Annotated in this window: 25 protein-coding genes; 9 read left to right on the top strand and 16 right to left on the bottom strand. The window is 69.3% G+C overall.

Annotation, left to right across the window (positions count from 1 at the left end; genetic code table 11):
* Nucleotides 1–32: 32 nt before the first annotated feature.
* Together ACFUCU_RS06675 and ACFUCU_RS06670 are read right to left on the bottom strand one after the other, a co-directional pair.
* A complete protein-coding gene (locus ACFUCU_RS06675) occupies nt 33–2,147 on the bottom strand; it encodes an ABC transporter ATP-binding protein (protein WP_377971550.1) in 2,115 nt (704 codons plus the stop codon).
* Entirely contained in the window at nt 2,144–3,880 is a 1,737-nt protein-coding gene (locus tag ACFUCU_RS06670; RefSeq protein ID WP_377971548.1) for an ABC transporter ATP-binding protein, read from the bottom strand. The genes ACFUCU_RS06675 and ACFUCU_RS06670 overlap by 4 nt, the downstream gene beginning before the upstream one ends.
* Nucleotides 3,881–4,126: 246 nt before the next feature.
* On the opposite strand from ACFUCU_RS06670, the gene ACFUCU_RS06665 reads away from it, so the two are divergent.
* Nucleotides 4,127–4,864: an MBL fold metallo-hydrolase gene (locus ACFUCU_RS06665; RefSeq protein WP_377971546.1), complete on the top strand. Its 738-nt coding sequence runs from the start codon at nt 4,127–4,129 to the stop codon at nt 4,862–4,864.
* Here ACFUCU_RS06665 and ACFUCU_RS06660 read toward each other — a convergent pair.
* The 3 genes from ACFUCU_RS06660 to ACFUCU_RS06650 all read right to left on the bottom strand — a co-directional run bounded on the left by ACFUCU_RS06660 (nt 4,861) and on the right by ACFUCU_RS06650 (nt 8,774).
* Nucleotides 4,861–5,877, bottom strand: coding sequence for a DUF808 domain-containing protein (locus ACFUCU_RS06660; protein WP_377971544.1), 1,017 nt, complete (start codon nt 5,875–5,877; stop codon nt 4,861–4,863). The two genes, ACFUCU_RS06665 and ACFUCU_RS06660, sit on opposite strands and share 4 nt — an antisense overlap.
* 96 nt (nt 5,878–5,973) lie before the next feature.
* On the bottom strand, nt 5,974–7,839 hold the full coding sequence (locus ACFUCU_RS06655; protein ID WP_377971822.1) for an amylosucrase: 1,866 nt from the start codon (nt 7,837–7,839) through the stop codon (nt 5,974–5,976).
* A gap of 194 nt (nt 7,840–8,033) precedes the next feature.
* Nucleotides 8,034–8,774 (bottom strand): potassium channel family protein, encoded by a 741-nt coding sequence (locus tag ACFUCU_RS06650; RefSeq protein WP_377971543.1) that lies wholly within the window; start codon nt 8,772–8,774, stop codon nt 8,034–8,036.
* Nucleotides 8,775–8,913: 139 nt separating this feature from the next.
* Between ACFUCU_RS06650 and ACFUCU_RS06645 the strand changes: the two genes are divergently transcribed.
* Nucleotides 8,914–9,066: a hypothetical protein gene (locus ACFUCU_RS06645; protein ID WP_290256312.1), complete on the top strand. Its 153-nt coding sequence runs from the start codon at nt 8,914–8,916 to the stop codon at nt 9,064–9,066.
* 19 nt (nt 9,067–9,085) lie between these two features.
* Here ACFUCU_RS06645 and ACFUCU_RS06640 read toward each other — a convergent pair whose 3' ends face one another.
* The 4 genes from ACFUCU_RS06640 to ACFUCU_RS06625 form a co-directional block, all read right to left on the bottom strand.
* A complete protein-coding gene (locus tag ACFUCU_RS06640; protein WP_377971541.1) occupies nt 9,086–9,964 on the bottom strand; it encodes an aldo/keto reductase in 879 nt (292 codons plus the stop codon).
* A gap of 146 nt (nt 9,965–10,110) precedes the next feature.
* Entirely contained in the window at nt 10,111–11,112 is a 1,002-nt protein-coding gene (locus ACFUCU_RS06635; RefSeq protein WP_377971539.1) for an alcohol dehydrogenase, read from the bottom strand.
* Between the two features lie 181 nt (nt 11,113–11,293).
* Complete coding sequence (gene dctA / locus ACFUCU_RS06630; protein WP_377971537.1) at nt 11,294–12,685, bottom strand: C4-dicarboxylate transporter DctA; 1,392 nt, start codon at nt 12,683–12,685, stop codon at nt 11,294–11,296.
* 59 nt (nt 12,686–12,744) lie between these two features.
* Nucleotides 12,745–13,902 carry a PrpF domain-containing protein gene (locus ACFUCU_RS06625; protein ID WP_377971820.1) on the bottom strand — a complete coding sequence of 386 codons (1,158 nt, stop codon included), beginning with the start codon at nt 13,900–13,902 and terminating at the stop codon, nt 12,745–12,747.
* Nucleotides 13,903–14,018: 116 nt separating this feature from the next.
* Between ACFUCU_RS06625 and ACFUCU_RS06620 the strand changes: the two genes are divergently transcribed.
* The 3 genes from ACFUCU_RS06620 to ACFUCU_RS06610 are packed head-to-tail and all read left to right on the top strand — an operon-like array spanning nt 14,019 to nt 16,095.
* The gene (locus ACFUCU_RS06620) at nt 14,019–14,963 is read left to right on the top strand and encodes a LysR family transcriptional regulator (RefSeq protein ID WP_290256317.1); all 945 of its coding nucleotides are present in this window, start codon (nt 14,019–14,021) and stop codon (nt 14,961–14,963) included.
* Entirely contained in the window at nt 14,960–15,649 is a 690-nt protein-coding gene (locus ACFUCU_RS06615) for a haloacid dehalogenase type II (protein WP_377971534.1), read from the top strand. The genes ACFUCU_RS06620 and ACFUCU_RS06615 overlap by 4 nt, the downstream gene beginning before the upstream one ends.
* Nucleotides 15,650–15,651: 2 nt before the next feature.
* The gene (locus tag ACFUCU_RS06610; protein WP_290256319.1) at nt 15,652–16,095 is read left to right on the top strand and encodes a YdeI/OmpD-associated family protein; all 444 of its coding nucleotides are present in this window, start codon (nt 15,652–15,654) and stop codon (nt 16,093–16,095) included.
* Between the two features lie 41 nt (nt 16,096–16,136).
* Here the strand turns inward: ACFUCU_RS06610 and ACFUCU_RS06605 are convergent, their stop codons facing one another.
* The gene (locus ACFUCU_RS06605; RefSeq protein WP_377971533.1) at nt 16,137–17,165 is read right to left on the bottom strand and encodes an NAD(P)/FAD-dependent oxidoreductase; all 1,029 of its coding nucleotides are present in this window, start codon (nt 17,163–17,165) and stop codon (nt 16,137–16,139) included.
* A gap of 121 nt (nt 17,166–17,286) precedes the next feature.
* Here ACFUCU_RS06605 and ACFUCU_RS06600 point away from each other — a divergent pair, with 121 nt between their 5' ends.
* Complete coding sequence (locus tag ACFUCU_RS06600) at nt 17,287–17,892, top strand: helix-turn-helix domain-containing protein (RefSeq protein ID WP_377971531.1); 606 nt, start codon at nt 17,287–17,289, stop codon at nt 17,890–17,892.
* Between the two features lie 35 nt (nt 17,893–17,927).
* On the opposite strand, the gene ACFUCU_RS06595 is transcribed toward ACFUCU_RS06600, so the two are convergent.
* Entirely contained in the window at nt 17,928–18,848 is a 921-nt protein-coding gene (locus ACFUCU_RS06595; RefSeq protein WP_377971530.1) for a 2-hydroxyacid dehydrogenase, read from the bottom strand.
* A 248-nt stretch (nt 18,849–19,096) separates the two neighbouring features.
* On the opposite strand from ACFUCU_RS06595, the gene ACFUCU_RS06590 reads away from it, so the two are divergent.
* Nucleotides 19,097–20,005 (top strand): serine hydrolase, encoded by a 909-nt coding sequence (locus tag ACFUCU_RS06590; RefSeq protein ID WP_377971528.1) that lies wholly within the window; start codon nt 19,097–19,099, stop codon nt 20,003–20,005.
* 65 nt (nt 20,006–20,070) lie between these two features.
* On the opposite strand, the gene ACFUCU_RS06585 is transcribed toward ACFUCU_RS06590, so the two are convergent.
* On the bottom strand, nt 20,071–20,220 hold the full coding sequence (locus tag ACFUCU_RS06585) for a hypothetical protein (RefSeq protein ID WP_290256497.1): 150 nt from the start codon (nt 20,218–20,220) through the stop codon (nt 20,071–20,073).
* Between the two features lie 204 nt (nt 20,221–20,424).
* Between ACFUCU_RS06585 and ACFUCU_RS06580 the strand changes: the two genes are divergently transcribed.
* A complete protein-coding gene (locus tag ACFUCU_RS06580) occupies nt 20,425–21,261 on the top strand; it encodes an alpha/beta fold hydrolase (protein ID WP_290256324.1) in 837 nt (278 codons plus the stop codon).
* Nucleotides 21,262–21,383: 122 nt separating this feature from the next.
* On the opposite strand, the gene ACFUCU_RS06575 is transcribed toward ACFUCU_RS06580, so the two are convergent.
* The 4 genes from ACFUCU_RS06575 to ACFUCU_RS06560 form a co-directional block, all read right to left on the bottom strand.
* Nucleotides 21,384–22,391 (bottom strand): serine hydrolase, encoded by a 1,008-nt coding sequence (locus ACFUCU_RS06575; protein WP_377971527.1) that lies wholly within the window; start codon nt 22,389–22,391, stop codon nt 21,384–21,386.
* A 122-nt stretch (nt 22,392–22,513) separates the two neighbouring features.
* Nucleotides 22,514–22,765, bottom strand: coding sequence for a hypothetical protein (locus ACFUCU_RS06570; protein ID WP_377971525.1), 252 nt, complete (start codon nt 22,763–22,765; stop codon nt 22,514–22,516).
* Nucleotides 22,762–23,481 carry a uracil-DNA glycosylase gene (locus ACFUCU_RS06565; protein ID WP_377971819.1) on the bottom strand — a complete coding sequence of 240 codons (720 nt, stop codon included), beginning with the start codon at nt 23,479–23,481 and terminating at the stop codon, nt 22,762–22,764. The genes ACFUCU_RS06570 and ACFUCU_RS06565 overlap by 4 nt, the downstream gene beginning before the upstream one ends.
* Before the next feature lie 54 nt (nt 23,482–23,535).
* Complete coding sequence (locus ACFUCU_RS06560; RefSeq protein ID WP_377971523.1) at nt 23,536–24,519, bottom strand: aldo/keto reductase; 984 nt, start codon at nt 24,517–24,519, stop codon at nt 23,536–23,538.
* 73 nt (nt 24,520–24,592) lie between these two features.
* Here ACFUCU_RS06560 and ACFUCU_RS06555 point away from each other — a divergent pair, with 73 nt between their 5' ends.
* Nucleotides 24,593–24,757 (top strand): hypothetical protein, encoded by a 165-nt coding sequence (locus ACFUCU_RS06555; protein WP_377971521.1) that lies wholly within the window; start codon nt 24,593–24,595, stop codon nt 24,755–24,757.
* Nucleotides 24,758–24,759 lie beyond the last annotated feature (2 nt).

The following is a 24,759-nucleotide window of genomic DNA, read 5'->3' as shown; positions in this document are numbered from 1 at the left end:
CGCGCCCCCACTGGATCGGAGCACCATTTGCCCTAAACCTCCGCCACCGGAGCAGCAAACTGGGCCTCGTACAGCCGCGCGTACGCCCCGCCGGCCTCCAGCAGCGAGGCGTGCGTGCCCTGTTCCACGATCTGGCCGGCCTCCATCACCAGGATGAGGTCGGCGTCGCGGATGGTGGAGAGCCGGTGGGCGATGACGAATGAGGTCCGGTCGGACCGCAGGGCGCTCATGGCCTTCTGCACCAGCACCTCCGTGCGGGTGTCCACCGACGATGTTGCCTCGTCCAGGATCAGCACCGACGGCCGGGCCAGGAACGCGCGGGCGATGGTCAGCAGCTGCTTCTCCCCCGCGGACACGTTAGAACCCTCGTCGTCGAGCACAGTGTCGTAACCCTGCGGCAGGGACCGGACGAACCGGTCCACGTACGTCGCCTTCGCCGCCTCAAGGATCTCCGCTTCCGTGGCCGAAGGCCGGCCGTAGGCGATGTTGTCCCGGATGGTCCCGCCGAACAGCCAGGTGTCCTGCAGCACCATGCCCATCCGCGAGCGCAGCTCGTGCCGGGACATCAGCGCCACGTCCACCCCGTCCAAAGTGATCCGGCCGGCGTCGAGCTCGTAGAAGCGCATCATCAGGTTCACCAGCGTGGTCTTGCCCGCCCCGGTGGGCCCCACGATCGCCACCGTCTGCCCCGGCTCAGCCACTAGGGACAGGTCAGAGATCAGCGGCTTGTCCGGCGAGTACGCGAAGGACACGTCCTCGAACACCAGCCGTCCGCGCGTCGACTCCGGCGTGACCGGCGCGTCCGGGTCGGTCAGCTGTTCCTCGGTGTCCAGCAGCTCGAAGACCCGCTCCGCCGAGGCCACCCCGGACTGCAGCAGGTTCGCCATTGAGCCCAGCTGGGCCAGCGGCTGGGTGAACTGCCGCGAGTACTGGATGAACGCCTGCACGTCGCCCAGCTGCATCGCCCCGGACGCCACCTGCAGGCCGCCCACCACGGCGATCCCCACGTACACCAGGTTACCGATGAACGTCATGGCCGGCATGATCAGCCCGGAAATGAACTGCGCGCCGAAGCTCGCCTGGTACAGCTCCGCGTTCTTCTGCCGGAACGTCTCCTCCACCTCGCGCTGCCGGCCGAACACCTTCACCAGCGCGTGCCCGGTGTACGTCTCCTCGATCTGGCCGTTCAGTTCGCCGGTGTTCTTCCACTGCGCCACGAACAGCTTCTGCGAGCGCTTGGCGATCAGCGCCGTCGTCACCAGGGTCAGCGGAATGGTCACCAGCGCGATAATCGCCAGCGTGGGCGAGAGGATCACCATCATCACCAGCACCCCGGCCACGGTCAGCAGCGAGGTCACCGCCTGGCTGATGGACTGCTGCAGGCTTTGGGAGATGTTGTCCACGTCGTTGGTGACGCGGCTGAGCAGCTCGCCGCGCTGCACGGTGTCGAAGTAGCGCAGCGGCAGCCGGTTGATCTTCGCCTCGATCCGCTCGCGCAGCCGGTATACGGTCCGCTGCACCACGCCGTTGAGGATATAGGCTTGCATCCACATGAACGCGGACGCCAGCACGTACAGCGCCAGCGCCCACAGCAGCACCGAGGACAGCGCCGTGAAGTCGATCCCGGTGCCCGGCGTCAGGTTCATGGCGCCGAGCATGTCCGCCTTCTGGTTCTCCCCCGCGGCGCGCAGCCGGTCGATCAGCTGGTCCTTCGTCACCCCGGCGGGTAGCTGCTTGGAGACGACGCCGGCGAAAATCAGGTTGGTGCCCTCGCCCAGGAGCCGCGGGCCGATCACGGAGAACGTTACGCTGACGACGGCGAGGAGCAGCACCAGCGTGAGCCAGAGCCGTTCGGGGCGGAGTTCGCCCAGCAGCCGCTTCGCGGACGGGCCGAAGTTCATCGCCTTCTCCGCGGGGACGTTCATCCCGGCGAACGGGCCGCCGCGGCCGGGTCCGCCGGCGGGGCGGGGAATCCGGAGCGGGGCGTCCTTGCCGGCGCCGGGACCTCCGGAACCGTCGGGGGAAGGGGCGCCGCCGGGTCGCGGACCGCCCGCGCCGTGCCCGCCCGCGTTGCCGCCGCCAGCGCTGCCGCCGGGCCCGCCTGCCCCGCCGCCCGCTGTCGGCGTCTGCGATTCGACCTTGCTCATACCGCCTCCTCCGCCGCGAGCTGGGAGTTCACAATCTCGTTGTACGTCTCCGAGGTCTCCAGCAGCTCCTCATGCGTGCCCTGCGCGACGATCCGGCCGTCGTCGAGCACCAGGATCCGGTCCGCGTCCGCGATGCTGGAGACCCGCTGGGCGATGATCACCAGGGTGGCCCCGGCGGTGTGCTGCTTGAGCGCCTGCCGCAGCCGGGCGTCCGTGGCGGTGTCCAGCGAGGAGAAGGAGTCGTCAAAGATGTACAGCTCGGGCCGTTTCACCAGCGCCCGGGCGATCGCGATCCGCTGCCGCTGCCCGCCGGAGACGTTGGTGCCGCCCTGGGAGATGGGCGCGTCCAGGCCGCCCTCCATCTCGCGGACGAAGTCCTCGGCCTGGGCGATGGCGAGGGCCTGCCAGAGCTCGTCCTCGGTGGCGTCGGGCTTGCCGTAGAGCAGGTTGCTGCGGACCGTGCCGGAGAACAGGTACGGCTTCTGCGGGACCAGGCCGATGTGCCCCCAGAGCAGGTCCGGGTGCAGTTCGCGGACGTCCACGCCGTCGATCAGGACCGAGCCGGAGGTGGCGTCGAAGAGCCGCGGCATCAGGTTCACCAGGGTGGTCTTGCCCGAACCGGTGGAGCCGATGATCGCCGTCGTCTGCCCCGCACGGGCGGTGAAACTGACGTCGGAGAGGACCGGAGCCTCGGCACCTGGGTAGGCGAACCCGACGTCGCGCATTTCCAGCTCGCCGCGGGCGGCGCCGGCGAGGCTGACCGGCTGCGCGGGCGGCCGGACGCTGGATTTGGTGCCCAGCACCTGCCCGATCCGGTCCGCGGAGACGGCGGCGCGCGGGATCATCACGGCCATGAACGTGGCCATCATGACGGACATCAGGATCTGCATGAGGTAGCTCAGGAACGCGATCATGGTGCCCACCTGCATGGACCCGTCCTCGATCCGGTACGCGCCGAACCAGATCACCGCCACGGAGGAGACGTTGAGGACCAGCATCACCGACGGGAACGCCAGCGCCATCAGCCGGCCGGCGCGCAGGGCGGTGTCCGTGACGTCCGCGTTGGCGCGGCCGAAGCGCTCCGTCTCGATGTCCTCCCGGACGAACGCGCGCACCACCCGGATGCCGGTGAGTTGTTCGCGCAGCACCCGGTTCACCGTGTCGATGCGGGTCTGCATCAGCCGGAACAGCGGCACCATCCGGCTCACGATCAGGCCCACCGCCAGCAGCAGCACCGGGACGCTGACGGCGATCAGCCAGGACAGCTGCACGTCCTGCCGGATGGCCATGATGACGCCGCCGATGCTGAGCATGGGAGCGGTGACCATCAGGGTGGCGGACATCAGCACCAGTTGCTGGACCTGCTGGACGTCGTTGGTGGAGCGGGTGATCAGGCTGGGCGCGCCGAACCGGGTGACCTCCTGTTCGGAGAATTCGGCCACCCGGGTGAAGATCGCCCCCCGCACGTCGCGGCCCAGCGCCATCGCTGCCTTCGCGCCGAAGTAGACGGCGGCGATGGTGCAGGCGATCTGCAGCAGCGTGATCATCAGCATCTGGCCGCCGGTGCGCAGGATGTAGTCCGTGTCCCCGCGCGCCACGCCCTGGTCGATGATGTCCGCGTTCAGGGTGGGCAGGTACAGCGAGGCGATGGAGGCGGCCAGCTGGAAGACGACGACGGCGAGCAGCAGCGCGCGCTGCGGCCGCAGGTATTGGACGAGCAGTTTCCAGAGCATCCGGTCTCCACTTCTGAAAGCGCCACTCGCAGCGTCCCCACGCGCTGCTGGTTCGAACGCCAGTTTACGTCCGGATGCTGGGCGTGAACCGGGTTATTCTCTGGGCGGACGTACCGCTGGAACTGCCCCCGATCAGGGAGCCGCCGTCGCCCCCGTGGAATGAGCAGGGCCCCCGGGTGCTTGTGCTCCACGCGGGCCAGGAATAGCCTCCCAACCAGCGGTTCACCACCACACGGGAGGCAGTCCATGCTGAAGCAGGTCGCGGAGGGCGTTCTGGTGCACGGGAGCGAGTTCCTTCAAAGCAACTGCGTGGTCGTCCAGGGCCGCGAGGGGGTTCTGCTGATCGACCCCGGCATCACGCGCACCGAACTGGCCGGCCTCGCGCATGACGTGCGTGACCTGGGCCAGCCCGTCGTGGCAGGCTTCGCCACGCACCCGCACTGGGACCATGTCCTCTGGCACGAGGCCTTCGGCGACGCGCCCCGCTACGGCACGGCCCGGTGCGCGGCTTCGCTGCAGGCCTTGCTGTCCACGCGGGACTGGCAGGACCGCGTTGCCGGCGTCCTGCCGCCCGAGTTCGCCGACGAGATCCCGATGGAGCTGTTCGGGCTCATCACCGGCCTGCCTGGCGACGCATCGCACATTCCCTGGGACGGCCCCTCCATCCGCATCGTCGAGCATCGGGCCCACGCCCGGGGCCATGCGGCGCTGCTCATCGAGGACCGCCGCGTCCTGGTTGCAGGCGACATGGTCTCCGACGTGCTGACGCCGTTCCTCGACCTCAACGCCGAGGATCCGATCGCCGACTACTTCGCGGCGCTGCAGCTGTTCGACGGCGTGGCCGACGAGGTCGATGCGGTCATCCCCGGGCACGGCTCGGTGGGCGGGGCCGGGCAACTGCGGGAACGGATCAGCCGGGACCGCGCCTTCGTGGAGGGCCTTCGCACCGGCGGCGCGCCCGGGTCGGCCGGCGGTACGGGCTAGGAGGCGGGGTCGGCGTCCTGTTGTGCAGGCTGACGGCCGCCGGCGCCGTCGCCTTCGTGGCCGCCGTCGTGCTTCTTCCCAAAGGGCAGCACCTTGAGCAGCGGGGTCAGGACGGCCATGACCACCAGGCCCCAGGCGAGTCCGAGCACGGCCGAACACAGCGTATTCACCAGCCAGGCAAGGAACCCGCCCACCACGGCGACGCCGGCGACGGGGTGCTCGAGGGCGTGGACCAGGTCGTAGGGGCCATGCCAGCCGAGGTCGTGGGCGCCCTGCAGCATGATGTGCCCGCCCACCCACAGCATGGCGCCCGTCCCGATGACGGTGATGGTGGTCAGCACCTTCGGCATCCCCCGGACCAGGAGCTCCCCGAAGCGCTTGGTGCCTGCGGAGTCCTTGGTGGTCAGGTGCAGGCCGATATCGTCCATCTTGACGATGAGCGCGACGGCGCCGTACACGGCCGCGGTGATGCCGATTGCGACGGCCACCAGAACGACGGCGCGGACCCACAGCGATTCGGCCGCCACCTCGTTCATGGCGATGACCATGATCTCGCAGGACAGGATGAAGTCGGTGGTGATGGCGCCCTTGGTGACCTTTGCTTCGGCCTCCGGGCCCCGGTCCACCGCCGGGGTGTCCTCGTCCGCCTCGTGCTGGCCGCGGAGCTTGTGCCAGATCTTCTCGGCGCCCTCGTAGCAGAGGTAGGTGCCGCCGGCCATGAGGATGAACGGGATGATCCACGGGATGAAGGCGCTGATGAGCAGCAGGGCCGGCAGGATGATCAGGAGCTTGTTGCGCAGCGAACCCCGGAAAATCTTCCAGATCATCGGCAGTTCGCGGGACGGGTCCGCGCCGGACACGTACTGCGGGGTGACGGCGGCGTCGTCAATCACGACGCCGGCGGCCTTGGCACCGGCCTTGGCCGCGCCGGCGGCGACGTCGTCAACGGAGGCGGCGGCGATCCGGGCCAGGGCGGCGATGTCGTCCAGCAGGGCGACCAGGCCGCCGCTCACCGGGCGCTTCCGGGCTGTTGAGAGTCAGAAGGAAGGTCGCGGCAGCCTCTGTCCAGGCACGTTGTCGGCATCTCCGAAGTATATGCGGGCGTCTCCTCAGACGCGGAGCCAGCGGAGGCCGTGCGGCTCTAGGGTCAGGCCGTCCCGGAGCGGGACCCGTCCGCCGTTGATGAGGTCCTCCGCGGTGTCCGGCATCCCGCCGAGCGTCGCGGCCTCGAGGTGCTGGGCGGTGTCGCCGAAGTTGGCGAGCACCAGGATAATGGATTCCCCGCCTTTGGAAGTCCCCGGGCGCTGGTAGCCCAGCACGTGCGGGTTGTGGGTGTGGAACGGGACCAGCCGGCCGCCCGCGAACTCGGGGGTCCGCCGTCGCACGTCGATCAGGTGGGTCAGCCCGGCGAAGATCTTCCCGGCGTCCGTTGAAGGGTCCGTGCGATCCGCGTACCGCTCCACCGGGTACTCCGGACGTCCCACCCAGCGGCTGTCCTCGGCCTTGGCCGGGTCTTGCCGGTAGGCGTAGTCGTTCAGCTGCCCCACCTCGTCGCCGAGGTACAGCAGCGGGATGCCGCCGGTGCTGAGGACGATCGAGTGGGCCAGCAGGATCCGCGCCACGGCGGAACCGTCGCCCGCCTCGAGCCCGGCGAGGGACGCCGTCGTGCCCGAAACGCGGCAGTCCCCGGTGCGGGGGTTGTCCTGGAACGGCACGCCGCGGGCGAAGCTGCCCCGGAACCGGTTGACGAAGAAGGCGTTGAGGAAGCTGCGATGATCGTGCCCGTTGATGCCGAATTCCGCGGCGTCCTCGTCGGAGAAGGTCCAGCCGATGTCGTCGTGGCTGCGGACGTAGTTCACCCACGCGGTCCCCTCCGGAATGTGGTGGCGGCGTTCCAGGGCCTGGGCCAGCAGGTTCACCTCGCGGGTGGCCAGGGTGTTCCAGATCAGGGCCATCTGCAGCGGGTTGTAGCTGAGCTGGCACTCCCCCGGGCTGATGTACTGCACCACCTCGTCCGGGTGCACGATCGCCTCGGACTTGAACAACAGCGACGGCGCCGCGAGCCTGCACACGGCGTTGAACGCCTGCAGCAGCAGGTGCGCCTCCGGCAGGCTCTCGCACGGGGTGCCCAGCTGCTTCCAGATGAACGCCACCGCGTCCATCCGCACGATGTCCACGCCCTGGTTGGCCAGGTAGAGCATTTCCCCGGCCATGGCGCGGAACACCCGCGGGTTGCGGTAATTCAGGTCCCACTGGAAGGAGTGGAAGGTGGCCCAGATCCAGCGCCCGTCCTCCAGCTGGATGAAGGAGCCGGGGTGGTCATCCGGGAAGATCTCCCGGACGGTCTCTTCGTACGCGTCAGGCATGGTCCGGTCCGGGAAGATCAGGTAAAAGTCCTCGAAGCCGGGTTCCCCCGCCACAGCCTTGCGCGCCCACTCATGTTCGTTGGAGGTGTGGTTGAAGATGAAGTCCACCACCAGCGCGATGCCGTTCTCGCGGAGTTCGCGGGCGACGGCGGCGAGCTCGGCCATGGTGCCCAGCGCCGGGTTCACTTCGCGGTAGCTGGAGACGGCGTAGCCGCCGTCCGAGTTCTCCTCCGGGGCGCGGAACAGCGGCATCAGGTGCAGGTACGTCAGGCCCAGCTCCCGGAAGTACGGGATGCGGGCGCGCAGGCCGGAGAGGTCGCCGGCGTAGAGGTCCACGTAGCAGACGCCGCCCAGCATCCCGTTGGACTGGAACCAGTCCGGGTTCGCCGCGCGGGCCGCGTCCAACGCCTTCAGGTCAGCCGGCCGCTCCTGCCAGGACGCCGCCGCGTCGAGGACCAGCTGCCGCAGTTCGGCGTCGCCGTCCGGGCCGTAGAGCCGCCGGAACAGGGACTCCAGCCGCGGGAACTCGGCGTCGAACCGCTCCTGGAAGGCTGCCCAGTCCCGGTCCGTGGTGCCGGGCCGGCGGGCGGAGGCCAATTTGGGGGCCAAGTTTGCGCGGATGCCGTCCCCGGGCACGGTTCCGGGGGAGGTGGTGGGCGGCACGGTGCTCCTTCGCTGCGGTGGCGGCCGACGGCGTGTGCGGCCCTGGAGATAAGGCTGTGGCCTGCGGGGCGGCGTTGTCCATCCCGGACCGCGGGCCGGGCACGCAAAAGGCACCCGCCTCTGGCTGTGGCCGATACGGCTCACTCCGTCGCCGGAGGCTCCGTGCGGCCGCGGTCGGCGGCCTCCAACAGTGCGGTCAGTCGCTGCACCTGCTCGGAGAGCCGTTGAAGTTCCAGGTGGACGGGCGCCTCAGCGGCGTCGATCTCAGCTTGGGCTTCCTCCGCCACCGTCTCGACCATCCACGAGGCGACCGACGCAGTGACCACGCCCAAGACGGCGACACCGCCGATCATGAGTCCTGCGGCGACACACCGTCCCATGACGGTGACCGGGTAGTGGTCGCCGTAGCCGACCGTGGTGATGGTAGTCATGGCCCACCAGAGCGCATCGCCAAAGGAGGCCAGGTTGGAGCCCGGAGCATTTTCCTCAACGTCGAGCACGGCCAGGGCTCCGGCGTAGATCAGGAGAGTGGCCGCGCCCAAGACGTAGGTGAGCACCCTCCCCCGGAGCGCATTTCCGCCGACCCGGTGCATGACCCGCAGCAGGGTGACCAGCCGCAGCAACCGAAGGGGTCGCAGGGCAGGAAGGGCCACGATGGCCAGCTCATGGAGGTTTCGGACGAACCAACGCCCGCGCTGCGGCGCCAAATACAGATTCACCGCATAGTCCAGGACGAACACTGCCCACGTGGCCCAGATTATGACCTCGAAGACAATGGACTCAGTGTTGGAAATGACTTGGGCGGAGTAGGCCGCCAGGAAAATCAATGAGGCAACGATCAACGGCCATTCCGAACGCCGGTTCCACTCCTGTTGGGTCATTCCTGAAGTTTAGGGCGACGGATGGGTTCGCCCCACGGCCCGGGATCCTGCGTCGAGAGGCGGGAATAATCAGCCTGATTACTACCTCCACCGCGCGCCGGTTCGACCCAGCCTCCCCGATGGCGTAGACATGAGGACCATGACCTCTACCCAGACACCGTCTCCGCTGGAAACCCCGGCCGCGGCTTCCGCCCACGCAGCGCTCTTTTCCGAACCCGAGGTCGTCACCGCCGTCGTCGTTCCCGGCCTGGATCCGTCCAAGGTCGCCGCGCAGTTCTCCGACCCGCTGTAGCCTGCGCCTGGCGGGCTTCCTAGGTCGAAGCCGGCCAGTCGGACCCCACGGCGAGCCACGCACGGTCGATGCCCGCCAGGGTGTCAGCGTCCAGTGGTCCGCCGGCCACCGCAGCGATGTTGTGCCGCAGGTGCTCCAGCTTGGCCGTCCCCGCGATGGCGGTGTGCACGCCGGGCGCGTACACCGTAAACCGCAGGGCTAATTCGGCCCAGTCCAGGGCCCCGGGGTCCAGCTTGAGGGCCCGAAGCCGTTCCCAGTACAGCTCGGCGTAGTTTCCCAACGGCCGCTCGGGGAACCGCCAGGGTGCGTTCGCGATCGGACGCTTGGCGATGACCCCCAGCTCGGGCCGCTGGCCCACGACGTTGCGCAGGTTCCACTGATCGGCGATGTTGACGCTGGTTTCGATCGCGCCGAACCGGCCCGACTCCGCTGCGAAGGCCAGCGCCTCGTTGTCCCCGCTGTAGCCGGCGACGCCGATCTTGCCGTCCGCGACGGCCTGGTCCAGGGTGTCCTGCAGGTCTCCGCGCCGCAGGACCTCGAGCGGGCAGGAGTGCAGGTAGAAGATGTCCAGGCGTTCGGACTGGGTCAGTCGCAGCGACCGTTCAATGCTCTCCCGCACGCTGCCCGGCGACCAGTCCCGTTGGCCGTTGATCTTTGGGCCGCCCTTGGTGGAGAGGACGAACTCGTCCCGCCGGTGGCCGAGGTGCCTGCCGATGCGCTCCTCGCTGAGCCCGTAGCTGGCCGCCGTGTCGATCAGCGTGACACCCAGATCCAGTGCCCCGTTGAGCACGTCAGCGGCATCGCGCTCGGTGACGTCGGATTCTCCGATCTGGCCGGCACCGAGCCCCACGATGGAAACGTTCAATCCGGTATCGCCGAACGGCCTAGTCTCCAGCATTGTTGCTCCCTTGTCTCCGGCCATGCCCACCCTCGCGGGGTGGGCCGGTCATCAGTCTCTTGGGGAAGCGTTGACGCTCCCCGCCCTCAGGCTATCCGCCGTGCACCGCGGACCGGGCACGGCGGACAGCCTGAGGGACGCCCGTCCTAGTTGGTGGTGAGGACCACGCGGAAGCGGGCCTTGCCGGACATCATGTGGTCGAAGCCCTCCGCCGCCTTCTCCAGCGGGTAGGTCTCGATCATCGGGCGGACGCCGGTGAGTGCGGAGAAGCGGAGGGTGTCCTCGGAGTCCTTCGCGGTGCCGGAGGCGTGGCCGTTGACGGAGCTGCTGCCCATCACCAGGCTGGCCGCGGAAACCTCCAGGTTCTCGTGCGGGACACCAAGGACCACCAGGCGCCCGCGCGGTGCCAGGCCGCCGACGGTGCCGGACATCGCCGCGGCGTCCGTGACGGTGGCGAGGACCACCTTGGCGCCGCCGAGCTTCTTCAGTTCCTCGGCGACGTCGGATGAGGTGCTGTCGATATAGTGGTGCGCGCCGAGCTCCTTGGCGAACGTCTCCTTTTCCGAACCGCGGGCGATCGCAACGACCTCGAAGCCCATCTTCGCGGCGAACTGCACGCCCAGGTGGCCCAGGCCGCCGAGGCCCAGGACGGCGACGACGTCGCCCGCGCGGGCGCCGCTGTGCCGCAGGCCGTTGAAGGTGGTGACGCCGGCGCACATCAGGGGCGCGGCCTCCTCGAAGCTCAGTCCCTCCGGGATGGCGGCCAGGGCGTCGGCCGGGGCCACGAGGTACTCGGCGTAGCCGCCGTCGGCGCTCAGGCCGGTGGTCTTGCCCACCGAGCAGGTGATGAAGTCGCCGCGGCGGCAGGAATCGCACTCGAAGCAGGCGCCGCCGAACCAGCCGACGCCCACGCGCTGGCCGGCTTCCCAGCGGGTGACGCCCTCGCCCACGGACTCGACCGTGCCGGCAACCTCGTGGCCGGGGACGCGGGGGTAGGAGGACGCGAAACCGGCCGCGGCCATGGCGTCGGAGTGGCAGATACCGCTGGCGTGGACCTTGACCAGGACGTGGCCGCGGGGAACCTCGGGGATGTCACGGTCGACGGTTTCGAAGGAGGAGCCGGGGGCTGCAAACTGGATGGCTTTCATGGGGGTGCCTTTCCATAGTTCTCGGTGGCGGCCCGGGTGGGGAGAGCCGGGCCGTTCAGTCATGCGGGGGCACACGGCAACGGTGCCGGCCGGCCGTCATGGCCAACCGGCACCGCGGAAACCGCGCGTCCGACCGTCAGTTTACGACCGGAGGCTGGGCGTGGGCAGGGTGAAATTTGTCCTAGTGCACCAGCGCCGGCTGCGGCGCCTTGACCGGCTCCGCCGGGTGTCCGGCGGCGGGGGTCGCGACGGCGCCCGCCGGAGCTTCGGTGACGTGCTCGGCGTGGGCCGCGTCGGCATCGGCCTCGGTGGGAACAAACCCGGCCTTGAGCTCGCGGTGCAGGGTCGCGGTGTCCAGCGACTTCTGCCACTTGGCGACGGCGATGCAGGAGACGATGTTGCAGACCGTGCTGGTCAGGGCGCGGGCCTCGCTCATGAAGCGGTCGATGCCGACAATCAGCGCCACGCCGGCCACGGGCAGGGTGGGCATGACGGTCAGGGTCGCCACCAGGGCCACGAAACCGCTGCCGGTCACGCCGGCCGCGCCCTTGGAGGTCAGGAGCATCATGCCGAGCATCACCAGGATCTGGCCCCAGCTGAGCTGGATGTCGCACGCCTGGGCTATGAACATGGAGGCGAGGGTCAGGTAGATGGCCGTGCCGGAGAGGTTGAAGCTGTAGCCGGTGGGGACCACCAGGCCCACGACGCTCCGGTCGCAGCCGATCCGCTCCAGCTTCGAGAGCAGCCGCGGCAGCACCGGCTCGCTGGAGGAGGTGGCCAGGACGATGAAGAACTCGTCCTTGAAGTAGCGCAGGGTCTGCCAGAGGCTGAAGCCGGAGATCCGGGCGAGCAGGCCCAGGCCGACGACGACGAACACGATGCAGGCAGCGTAGAAGGCCACGATCAGCATGCCCAGGTTGCCGATGGAGTGCGCGCCGTACTTTCCGACGGTGAAGGCCATGGCACCGAAGGCACCCAGCGGGGCGACCTTCATGATGTAGCCGAAGACCACGAACAGCATCTTGTTGAAGCTGTTCACCACGGTCAGGGCCACCTGGCCGGGGGCGCCGAGCTTGCTGAACGCGAAGCCGCAGAGCATCGCGATGACCAGGACGGGCAGCACCTCACCGTCGGCGAAGGCACCCACGAACGTGGTGGGGATGATGTTCAGGAAGAAGTCCACGGGGTTGCTGCTGGGCAGCTGGCTGGTGTACTTCGCGGCCACCGAGGAGTCCAGGTGCGCCGGGTTGATGTGCATGCCGGTGCCGGGCTGGATGATCATCACAGCGGCGAGGCCCAGGGCCAGGGCCACCGCGGTCAGCGCGTAGAACAGGCCGAGGGAGCGGAGCAGGGTAGGCCGGACCTTCTTGGTGTCCGTCAGGGAGGTGATGCCGCCCACGATGGTGCAGAAGACGATCGGGGCGATCATGAACTTCACCAGCTTGACGAAGCCGTCGCCGATCGGTTTGAGGCCGGCGCCGAGGTCCGGCCAGAGGGAGCCCACCAGGACGCCGAGGGCGACGCCGATGAGGACCTGGACGTAGAGGTGCCCGAGGATGAATTTGATCTTCATTGAACAACTTCCTTGCTGAATGCGGCCCTCTCATGATGACAGGGCAACAGGTACGGGTGCTAGGCGGAGATGCCAGATGACCTGGCGACGTCAATATCGGCCGTAGCGAGGTGCCGAGCCGCTCGGTGCAGAGCGACTTCGGTGATGGAGCCGTCGTCCCCGGCGACGACTTCCGTGGTGACCACGCCGGCGGGAGTGCCGATGCGCAGCAGGCGGGAGGTGCCCGGGGCGAGTTCCGTGGCCTGGCGGAGCAGCCCGGCCGGAACGGAGCCGGGCAGGGCCGCGGCCAGGGAGACGGCCACCGCGGAGGTGAGGCCGATGGCCGGGTGCGGGGCGAGCATGGACAGCATGCGGACCCGCAGGTCATGCGCGTCCGCGGGGACGAGGGTGCCGTCCGCGGCGGTGTAGTCGCCCGGTTCGTCGACGACGCCGACCTTGGGTACGGCGTTCTGCGGCGGGTCCTCGGGCCTCCGCAGGCCCATCATCAGGCCCGCCGCGGCCCGGGCCGCCACCAGGGTTCCGAGCTGCCCGGCGAGGTTGCCGGTCATGTCGGAGAGGTCCACGCCGGCCTGGTCCGCCGGAATCAGGACCGCGGGGGCACCGGCGTCCACCAGAGTGGCCGCCACGGAGCGTGGGCCGAGGTCGATACTGTCCGCCGGGGCGTCGGTGGGCAGGACGGCGCCGGTGCTGCGGCCCCAGGGGCCGTGGAAGGACAAGCTGACGGGGACGCCGACAGCGGAGCTGCCGGGAACCCGGGCCAGTCCGGACTTCGGGACGGTCTCGCCCGGGGTGGGGACGGTGCCGCTGAGCACGGCGCCGGTGTTGAGGTTGCGCATCCGGACCCGGGTGAGTCCGTCCGCGGCGGGGACGATGCCCGTCTGCACGGCGAACAGGGCGATAGCGGTGGCGCAATTGCCGCAGTTGGAGCCGAGCTCCACGGTCCGGTCACCGATCCCCACTTGGGCGAACAGGTAGTCCAGGTCCGTGTCCTCCCCCGGGGTGGCCCAGATGACGGCCGCCTTGGAGGTGGTGGAGGTGCCGCCGCCGACGCCGTCGAGCTGCCGGGCGTCCGCCGCGCCGAACGCGTCAGCGAGCAGTTCGCGGATCTCTTCCCGGTTGGTGGCGAACGGGGCGACGTCTTTCGCGTCAAACAACCAGCATTTGCTGGTCCCGCCCCGATACCAGTGGCCTCGCAGTCCCACGGTGTTCTCCTTCATGTGGTGCAGATGGTTCATCGCGCATCCCTGCGCTTCCCTCTCTACGATCCGGCAGCGGAGGCTTCAGCACAATCACGATAAATTCCACACCTATTCACTTTTGCTAAAGTCAGGGAATGGCAAAGCTTGATCTTCACCGGCTCCACCTGCTCCGCGAAGTGCACCGTTCCGGGTCCCTGACCTCCGCGGCGGCGGCCCTGTCCTTCACCACTTCCGCCGTCTCGCAGCAGATCGCGAAGCTCGAACACGAGGTGGGCGTCTCCCTGGTGGACCGGCAGCCGCGCGGCGTTGTCCTGACCGAGGCAGGGCTGGCGCTCGTGGGCTACGCGGACAGCATCGACCGCACCATTGAGGCGGCCCGGGCGGAAATGGACGAGTTCGCCGGACTCCGCCGGGGACAGCTGCGGATGGGCACCTTCCCCACGGTGGGCGCCTCGCTGATGCCGGATGTGGTGCTGGCGTTCCGGGCCCGGCACCCGGACGTGGCAGTGACGGTGATCAGCGCCCGGCGCGAGGGGCTGCTGGAGTCGCTGCGCCGGCGCGACGTCGAGCTGACCCTGCTCTGGGACTACCCGTGGCAGGAGATCGCGGACGAGGACCTCTCCCTGGTCCGGCTGATGAACGACCCCACCATGCTGCTGGTGCAGCGCGACCACCCCCTGGCCGGGAAGAAGTCGGTGCGGATCGAGGCCCTGCGGGACCAGGAGTGGATTGTCCGGGATGAGCACCCTGTGGCGGACGTGCTCCGGCGCGTCTGCCGCGAGGCCGGGTTCGAGCCCCGGATCGCCTTCGACGCCAACGACTACCAGGAGACCCAGGGCATGGTGGCGGCGGGGATCGGAATCGCTCTGGCCCCACAGCTCGCGCTCAGCGCCCTGCGGCCCGACGTCGTCGCCGTTCCCCTCGCCGGCGCCCCGAAACGCCGGATCCTCCTGGCCCAGCTGGCCAACCGCAGACTGAGCCCGGCGGCGCAGCAGGCGGCCGCGGTCTTCCGGTCGACGGCGAAGCGCCGGGCCGCGGGGCGTATAACGGAGATACCGGCAACCGAGGAGCAGGCATGACCGCAACGCCTTCCGTCATCGTCTTTGACGTCAACGAAACCCTGTCCGACATGTCGCCGATGGGCGGTCGCTTCGAGGAGGTGGGAGCGCCGGTGGAGCTGGCAAAGCTCTGGTTCGCCTCCCTGCTGCGCGACGGCTTCGCACTGGCCGCGGCCGGTAGCAACCAGGGCTTCGCCGCGATCGGCGCGGCCGTCCTCCGCGAGTTGTTCGCCCGTGCTGAGTTGAACCGTCCGCTGGACGACGCGGTGCTACACGTGATGGACGGTTTCGGCAGCCTGGATGTCCACTCCGACGTCCCCGACGGGATCCGGTCTCTGGCCGACGCCGGGTACCGGCTGGTCACGCTCAGCAACGGTTCGGCGCGGATCGCCGGGAAACTGCTGGACGACGCCGGGATCCGGGAGTCGTTCGAGGCGCTGCTCTCGGTGGAGGACGCGCCCGCCTGGAAGCCTGCGCGGGCGTCCTACGAGTACGCGGCCTCCAGGTTAGGCGTGGAGCCGGGAGAAATGCTGCTGGTGGCCGTGCACCCGTGGGACATCCACGGCGCCGCCCGGGCCGGCCTCCGGACCGCGTGGTTGAACCGGTCCGGCGGCGGCTACCCCGCCCACTTCGAGGCGCCGGACATCACCGTGGCGGCTCTGACCGAACTTCCCTCCGCGCTGGCGCCCGCCCGGGGCATACTGTGAGCATGAAATTCACCACCACAATCCAGGGCAGCGGCACCAAGACAGGCATCGTCGTGCCGCAGGAAGTGGTCGACGCACTGGGCGCCGGACGGAAACCGCCCGTGGTGGTCACCATCAACGGCGCCAGCTACCGCAGCAGCATCGCGGTGATGGGCGGGCAAAACATGATCGGCGTCAGCGCCGCCAACCGGGCCCTGACGGGCGTGGCCGGCGGCGACACCGTGGAGGTCGACGTCGAGGTGGATACCCAGCCCCGCGTCGTCGAGGTCCCGGAGGACCTGGCCGCCGCGCTGGAGGCGGACCCGGAGGCGAAGGCGTTCTACGCGACGCTCAACTACAGCAGCCAGCGCCGGTACGTGGAGCCGCTGGCCGACGCGAAGACCGCGGAGACGCGGGCGCGCCGGGTGGCGAAGGTAGTCGCCGACCTCCGGGCGGGAAAGAAGTAGCTTCTTCCTCGGTGGCGTTCCCCGGCGTGGTTCCCGCTTTCCTACCGGTCGCTAACCTCCAGGCCATAGCGCCGCTGCCCCAGCACGGCTTTGAAGACCGCGTCCTCCGAGGCGGCGGAGAAGGGGCCGAAGCGCCCCTCCACGGCCCAGCGGGTTTCTTCGTCGATGAGGTCCGCGTTGATCCGGGCACCGCTCATCACACCATCGGCTGCGGCGGTGACCACCTGCGCCATCGGGTTCGAGACGTTGCCGGCCGCGTACACGCCGCGGACGGCCGTGGCGCCACCCATGGGATCAACCGCCACAAACCGGCCTGCCCCCGACGGGTGCGGCTGGGGCACCAGCCCGAGGGATTCAAGAAGGTGGGACCGGGCCTCCAGCCGGGACGCGACCGCCACCGCCTGGACGTCGAAGGCGTGTCCCGAGCGGAGGGTGACGCCCCGCAGCACGCCGTCCGCGGCGTCGACCGAGGCCACCGCACCATCCACCACCGTGATGGAGCGTGCCGCCAGCTTTTCCCATTCCTCGTCGGTGGGTTCCACCGTGTCGTTGAGGAACAAGGTAATTTCCGGCGACCACTGGCGGAACAGCAAGGCCTGATGCATGGATAGCGGCCCCGTACCCAGCACCCCGATCCGTTGCCCGCGGATTTCCCAGCCGTGGCAGTAGGGACAGTGCACCACGCCCTTGCCCCACTGCTCCCGGAGCCCTTCGATCGGGGGCAGCTCGTCGGTCAGGCCGGTGGTGACCAGAAGCCGCCGCCCCGAAATCCGGCGCCCGTCGCCGGTCGTCACATCGAAACCGTCGGGGGTGCGCCGGGCCGAGACCGCCTCGCCGTCGATCATCGTGCCCCCGTAGGAAAGCACTTCCCGCCGGCCGGCGGCCAGCAGCTCGCCGGGCCTGATCCCGTCCCGGGAGAGGAACCCGTGCACGCCCGCCGCCGGCGCATTGCGGGGTGCACCGGAATCAATGACCACCACCGAGCGCAGCGCCCGGGCCAGGGTGGTGGCGGCGCTAAGGCCGGCCGCGCCGCCGCCCACAATCACAACGTCACATCGCGTGTTTTCCATACTGCTGAGCCTCTCGATCTGTCGCTAAACCTCCCCGCCTCCGCGGGCGGGGCATAGCAACAGCCTGATACTCCTGCGCATAAACTGGCAAAGAAGTTTGCCATTCTGGCAAAATAGGCGCATGACAAACGACCTCGACGCCGTCCTCGGAGCGGTGGGCCCGCGGCTCAAGGCACTCCGCGTCGAACGAAACCTCACCCTCACCGAGGTTGCCGCCGCCTCCGGGGTGTCCGCCAGCACCCTGTCACGCCTCGAGGCGGGCCAGCGGCGGCCCAACCTGGAACTCCTGCTCCCCCTCGCGCGGCTCTACGGGGTGCCCCTCGATGACATGGTTGACGCCCCGTCCACCGGGGATCCGAGAATCCATCTCAAGCCCATTACCCACGCCGGGATGACGGCCGTCCCGCTCACCCGCCGGCCGGGCGGTCTGCAGGCCTTCAAGATGGTCCTGGAAGGCGACGCCCGGGGGGAGGAACCGGATCCGCGCGTCCACGAGGGCTACGAGTGGCTCTACGTGCTCAACGGGAGGCTGCGTCTGGTCCTGGGCGACAAGGACTTCGTCCTGCGCCCGGGCGAGGCCGCCGAGTTCGACACCCACACACCGCACTGGTTTGCCAGCGCCGACGGCCGGCCGGTCGAGTTGATCAGCCTGTTCGGCCAGCAGGGCGAGCGGATGCACGTCCGTGCCCGGCCGAAGGCCGGTTCACCCGGGCACGGGCGGGACTAACCCGGCAGGGGGCTCCTGATGGTTTCCGGTGGGGCCTAGCCGTTCAGCACCACGTTGACGGGCGATTCGCCGGCCAGCATGAGGTCGATCTGGCGCTGCAGCAGCCTGCCCATGCGGGGACGCATCGCGGCAGAGGCGCCGCCCACGTGCGGAGTGATGATGACGCCGGGAATCTCCCAGAGCGGGTGGTCGGCGGGCAGCGGTTCGGGGTCGGTGACGTCGACGGCGGCGCGGATACGGCCGGCGGAGGTGTGCTTGACCAGTGCGTCGGTGTCAGCCACCGGGCCACGGGCGATGTTGACCAGCAGGGCGCCCTCGGGCATTGCGGAGAGGAACGCGTCGTCGATCAGGTGCCGGGTGGAGTCGCTGAGCGGGACGCCCACGATCACTATGTCGTGTTCCGGCAGCAGGGCGTGGAGTTCGTCGATGCCGTGGATGTGCCCGCGGTCATCGGTCCGGGCGCGGCTGGCCACGCGGGTCACCATGGTCTCAAAGGGCAGGAGCCGGTCCTCGATGGCCTTGCCCACGCCGCCGTAGCCCACGATCATCACGCGCTGGTCCGCCAGACTGGCGGTGGCCCGGCCCTCCCAACGGCGTTCGCGCTGGTTCTGCAGGATGCGGGGGAACTCGCGCTGGCTGGCCAGGACCAGCGCCAGGGTCAGCTCCGCGGTGGAGGTCTCGTGCACGCTGGCGGCGTTGGCGAAGACGTGACCGTCCGGCAGGAACTCCGCCACGCCGTCGTACCCGATCGACTGGCTCTGCACCAGCCCCGTCTCCACGCCCTCCAGGCCGCGCAGCACCGCCGGGCCGCCCATGTACGGCGGCACCACAATGTCGAGCCGCGGCGCGGGCGGTTCGCCCGAGAGGTCCCACTCCAGGACCGTGACGTTCGGGTCCGGGGTGAGGTAGTCGCGCAGGGTGGCATCCGGCAGGGAGACAGTGATTTTCCTAGGCATGGCAGCCAGCCTAACCGTACGGTCCGACCACGGCGCGCAGCGTCCGCCAGACGGGAAGCTGGGAGTTAGCCCACACCCGCCGGTCCGGGCCGCGTGGGGCGTGGACTTCGCCGCCACCCGGGCCTAGATTCGAGGCATCCCCCGGCCTGCCGCCCAGGCCAGCACGTGAAAGGCCCCGCACCATGGACTCCCCCGCCCCCGGCAAGCCCGCTCCGGAAAGCTCACGGGCGGGCACCCGGGGTGCCGGAATGGCGCCATCCGGTGGGCCGCGGGTCAGCCCGCGGGTCCAGGCACGGCGCCGGATTTTGGCGGTGTGGTCCACGACGGCGCTGGTCCTGGCCGGGGCGATCACGGTGGGAACGGTGCGCACCGGGCCGGATCCAAAGACAGACTTCTGGGCCACGCTGAAGAGCCAGCTGCAGCCCCTGCCCGCCCGGGACGTCAAGGTGAGCACGCCGCCGCCCGCCGCCGTCGACCTCTCCAGCGAGATCAAGCGGATCCTGGCCGAGAATCCCGACTACCGGATCGGCGTCGTCGTGCAGGACACCCGGGGCGGCGAGCCGCAGCGCTTCGGCGACACCGCCGATTACACCGCCGCCAGCACCGCGAAAATCCTGACCGCGGTGGCGTACTACGCACTGGTGGAGCGGGGCGAACGCTCGCTGGAGACCCGGCTGGGCAGCTACGACGCCGGCTTCCAGATCCAGGCGATGGTCAACACCAGCAGCGACGACTCCTGGTTGCTGCTGATGAAGGACATCGGCTACCCGGAGCTGATCACGTACGCGGCGTCGATCGGCATCAGCTACGACCCGAAACAGAACCTGCTGACCCCCGTCGAGATGGCGTCACTGCTCAAGCAGCTCTACGCCGGGCAGTTGCTCAGCCCCGAGCACACCGAGGAACTGCTGGGCTTCATGCAGCACACCAACGACGAGGAGCTCATCCCCGCCGCGGTCCCGGAGGGCGTGACGGTGAGCCACAAGTACGGGCTGCTGGAGGGGTTCGTGCACGACGCCGCCGTGCTCAGCTCCGGGAACGCCGCCTACGCCGTGGCGATTTACACCTGGGGCGGGTCCGACGCCGACAGTCCGGAGCGGATCGAGGTCTTCCACGAACTGACGACGGCGGTCACCGGGGCGCTGTTCCGGCGGTAGGGCGAGCTAGCTGGCCCCGGCGTCGCTACGCTGCGGGCGCCCTCAGGGGCGCCCGCACCGAGGGATCAGCGGCCGAAGAGCTTGGCGAAGAAGCCGGTCTTGGGCTCGTTCTCGTGGCCCTTGCAGCGGTCCGCGGCCTTGACGCCGCGCATCACCTGGTCAACGTGCTGGCCACAGCCGGCCCAAGTGGTCTTTCCGCACTTCCTGCAGGTCACTGCACGGCACATTCGCTACTCCCTTGTTGATGGTCTTCGTAGCTTCAGTATACCCCCAGGGGTATTTTCTGCAAGGTGACGGAACGGCCGGCAGCCACCGGTCGTTGGTTCCCTTCAGTGGGCGCTTCCCTTCAGCGGCGCAGCTGCCCGCAGAGACGTCAGACCGAACAGATCAGAGCACGACAGTACCGAGAGGACCGCTCCATGGCTTACATCAAGGTTGGCACCGAGAACACCACCGACGTCGAGCTTTACTACGAGGATCACGGCAGCGGCCAGCCCGTCATCCTGATCCACGGCTACCCGTTGGATGGCTCATCCTGGGAGAAGCAGACCACTGCGCTGCTCTCCGCAGGCTACCGTGTAATCACCTATGACCGCCGCGGCTTCGGCAAGTCCAGCAAGCCCACCGACGGCTATGACTACGACACGTTCGCCGCCGATCTGGACACCCTGATGAACGGGCTGGACCTGAACGATGCCGTCCTGGTCGGCTTCTCAATGGGCACCGGCGAGGTAGGCCGGTACCTGGGCCGCTACGGCTCCTCCCGGGTGGCGAAGGCCGTTTTCCTCGGCTCGCTGGAGCCCTACCTGCTGCAGGCGGACGACAACCCCGACGGTGTCCCGCAGTCTGTGTTCGACGGCCTGCTCGAAGCGGTCACCGCGGACCGGTACGCGTTCTTCACCGACTTCTTCAAGAACTTCTATAACAGCGACTCCTTCCTGGGCACCCCGCGGCTCAGCGAGGAGGTCATGCGTGCCGGCTGGAACCTGGCCAGCTCGGCCAGCCCCACCGCGTCCGTCGCCGCCCAGCCGACCTGGCTGACAGACTTCCGCGCCGACGTCGCCAAGATCGACGTGCCTTCCCTGATTGTGCACGGCACCGCCGACAACATCCTGCCGATCGATGCCACCGGCCGGCGCTTCGCCAAGGCCCTGCCGAGCGCGGAGTACGTCGAGATCGAGGGCGCGCCGCACGGCATGCTCTGGACCCACGCCGCCGAGGTCAACGAGGCGCTGCTGGGCTTCCTGGCGAAGTAACTTCCGCGCCGATTCCCGCATTCCGCACCGATTCCGGACCGGTGCGCCCCTGACCCGGGGTGCGCCGGTCCGGAACCGGCGCGGTTTTCCGTTTCCGGCGCGGTTAGGGACCACAACCGCGGTCAGAACAAGGCGCCGGTCACCGCGCCGGTGATCTGGTGGATGATGTCGGTCCGTTCGGGAACGCTGTCCAGGTCATCGCCCTTGGTGTAAACCACCAGGGCGTAGGCGCGGCCGTCCTTGGCGAGGATGCCGGCGTCGTGCAGTTCGCCGCCGAGCAGGCCGTACTTGTGAAACACGGTGATGCCGGCGGGGACGGCGGCCGGGATGAGGGTCTCGTCGTTGGTGTCCTGCATGGTTGACAGCAGCTGGGAGGTGTCGGCAGGCTCCAGGAGCTTGCCGGAGTAGAGGTCGGTCAGGATGCGGGCCGTGTCCGCCGGCGCCAGGGTGTTGCTCTCCGGTGTGTACTGGATTCCCAGGGCGGACGCGTAGTCGGAGAGGTTGCTGTGGCCGATCGCGTCCATGATCAGCGACCAGGAGTCGTTGTCGCTTTGCTGGATCATGGCCTGGAGCTGGAAGCCGGCGGAGTAGGCGCCGAGTGTTCCGGTCAGGGTCGCCTCGCCGGTTTCCACCAGATGGTAGTAGGCGGCCGCGGCCAGGACCTTGGCGGTGCTGGCGGCTTCGAACTGCTCTTCCACGCCGTATTGGTGCACCGCGTCGCCGGCCGTGATGTCCTGCAGCGCGACGCCGATCTGGTACTGCGGGTTGGCATCGATAATGGCGTTGATCTTCGCATCGAGGCCGGCGTCGATCGTGCCAGCAGGGGTGGCGGTGGAAGCGGCTGCTGCGGGAGCGACTGAAGGGGCGGCGACGGCGGAGGCGGGCGCCGGAGTTGCCGGGGACGCGGGGGCCGGGGCGTTCACCGTCGGGGCGGCCGCAGCCACGGGCGACGACGGCGCCACGCCGGAGTTGGCGAGGGCATGGATGCCGGTGGTCAGCAGCGCGCCCAGCAGGAGGGTCGAGCCCGCCAGGACGACAGCCCGTCGGCGCCGGAAAGTCCGGGAGGGCAGCGTCCCGGGTCTGCGGGCCGACGTGGTGGTGCGGCCCTGCCGGGACGTGCTGTTTTCCATGGGGACAAGCTAGCCCTCGAAGCTATGCCGGAGCTATGAAACGGCTGGAGCTTGGCCGCCTGTCACCGCGGCGCTTCGAGCCCACTCGCGGGCCGGGTGGCTGGACCCGCAATGCCCCGCGGCTAGACCTCGTCGTCCCACGTGCCCTCGGCCGCGGCGTCCTCGGGCTGGCCTCCCGCTTGCTCGTCTTCCGGGCCGACATAGGCTGCCGGGACGGTGCCCGCGGCCTGGGTCATCTGCTCCTCGCGGATGTTCCCGGCGGTTCCCGCTTCCGGGTGCGGCTGCGGCTGCGGCTGTTCGTTGGGGGCGGCGTCCGGGTCGCCGGGACCGCGCAGGTCGGCGGGCTCAGTTTCGGGCTGGTTGGGGTCGCTCATGGTGTGCCTTTCGTCCGCGGCGGGCGTTTACCCCACCCTAGTCCCGTGGGCCCCGGGGCGGCCGGCTCCCGGGGCATTCCGGCGTCGAACAGTTCCTCCAGCCCGCGCTTGAACTCCGCCCGGCCGCCGTGCGCGGGGTGACGGATCTTCGGGGCGTGGACGCCGCTGCGAAGCAGGCTCCGGTGGGCGATGTTGCCGACGGCCACCACGGTGGAGATTCCGAACAGTGCCACGAGGTCCTCCCTGAAGGGGATGCCCGCCGCCGCTTCGGCCGCCGACGGGGTGCGGTTGGACTGCGGCTGGCCCGGCTTGTGGGTGTGCCAGGGGCAGGCGCTCCAGAGCAGGGGCAGGAAGTCGAGCTCGGCCAGGACCTCCCACATCACGGTGGCGGTCGGCTCCGCGGCAACCCCCACGGCCTCCGGCGGGAGTTCGTAGCCCTGGTCCTTGCCGAACAGGCCGAAGTGGTTGGGCGCTCCGGTGAACATCGAGCGGTTGGTGAACGGCACGCCGGTGAGCCGCATGCCGCGGAAACCCGGCGCCTCACCCAGCAGCAACACCGGTGGCCGCCGGTCCAACAGCGCCTGCAGGTAGAGCTCTAGGTTCCGGCGCCGGACGGCGTTCGCGGGAACGGTGTCGGCGAAGAAGTTGTTGCAGGCAGGGCCTGTTTCCGCGGCGGCCAGCCGCCGCACGAAACCGTGGATCGCCGCCGTCGTCATCGCCACCGTCGTCTTCGGCTGCGTCGTCATGGGAAGTGCCAGCGGGATGAGCCGCTACCAGCGCGGGTGGATCGCCGCCCGGAAGTAGCGGTCGTAAATTTCGTGGACGCCGACGTCGAACGTGGCGTCGATGCCCCCAACGGATGCCGCCTCCGCGTTGGCTCGGGCCTGTTCTACGCTGCGGGCGCCCGGGATCACCGTGCTGACGCCGTCCTGCGCCGCCACCCAGGCGAGCGCCGCCTGGGCGGTGCTGACGCCGTCGGGCACCAACTGCTCGAACTCCGCCACCGCCTTCAGCCCCTCTTCGAAATCCACGCCGGAGAACGTCTCGCCGACGTCGAACGCCGAGCCGCTCCGATTGTAATTGCGGTGATCGTCCGGGGCGAACGTGGTCTCCGGCGTGTACTTGCCCGAGAGCAGCCCGGAGGCGAGCGGCACGCGGGTGATGATGCCTACGCCCGCCGCCTGCGCCGCCGGCAGCAACTCGTCCAGCGGCTTGAGCCGGAACGCGTTCAGGATGATCTGCACCGTGGCCGTGCCCTCGTGCCGGAGCGCCTCCATGGCCTCATCCACCCGCTCCACGCTGACGCCGTAGTGACGGATGGCGCCCTCCGCCACGAGCGTGTCCAGCGCATCGTAAACCTCGGCGTTGCTGTAGACGGCCGTGGGCGGGCAGTGCAGCTGGACCAGATCGAGCTGGTCAACGCCGAGGTTGCGGCGGGAGCGGTCCGTCCACGCGCGGAAATTCTCCAGGGTGTAATTTTCCGGCCGCTGCTCCACCCGGCGGCCCATTTTGGTGGCCACGGTGATGTCCAGGTCCGGGTTCGCCGCGAGGAAGGCGCCGATGGCCTGCTCGCTCCGGCCGTCCCCGTAGACGTCCGCGGTGTCGAAGAACGTCACGCCGGCCTCCGCCGAGGCGGCGAGAATGGCCTGCGCCTCCGCCGCGTCAACGGTGCCCCAGTCCGCACCGAGCTGCCAGGTCCCCAGCCCGATCACGGAGACATTCCTGCCGGTCTTGCCTAAGAGTCGCTGTTCCATGGTCCGACTATAGGCCCGGCCACCGACAACGGAACATGGCGGGGACAGCCACCGGGCTTGCTAGCCTGAGCCTGTGAAATACGAGTCGCTGTGGATCGGGATGCTCATCGGTGCGGCCATCGGCTATGCGGTCGGGGTGGCCACCGCGGACAAGCCCTTCACCGGGCTGCTTATCGGCATCGCCGTCGGGGCCCTGGTGGGCCTGGCCGCGCGCCGCGACCCGCGCAAGCGGCGCTAGGA

It is taken from the genome of Arthrobacter sp. NPDC057259 (assembly GCF_042668995.1).
GTDB lineage: Bacteria > Actinomycetota > Actinomycetes > Actinomycetales > Micrococcaceae > Arthrobacter.
The sequence above is the reverse complement of the archived record's forward strand: the minus strand, read 5'-3'. Positions and strand labels throughout refer to the sequence as shown.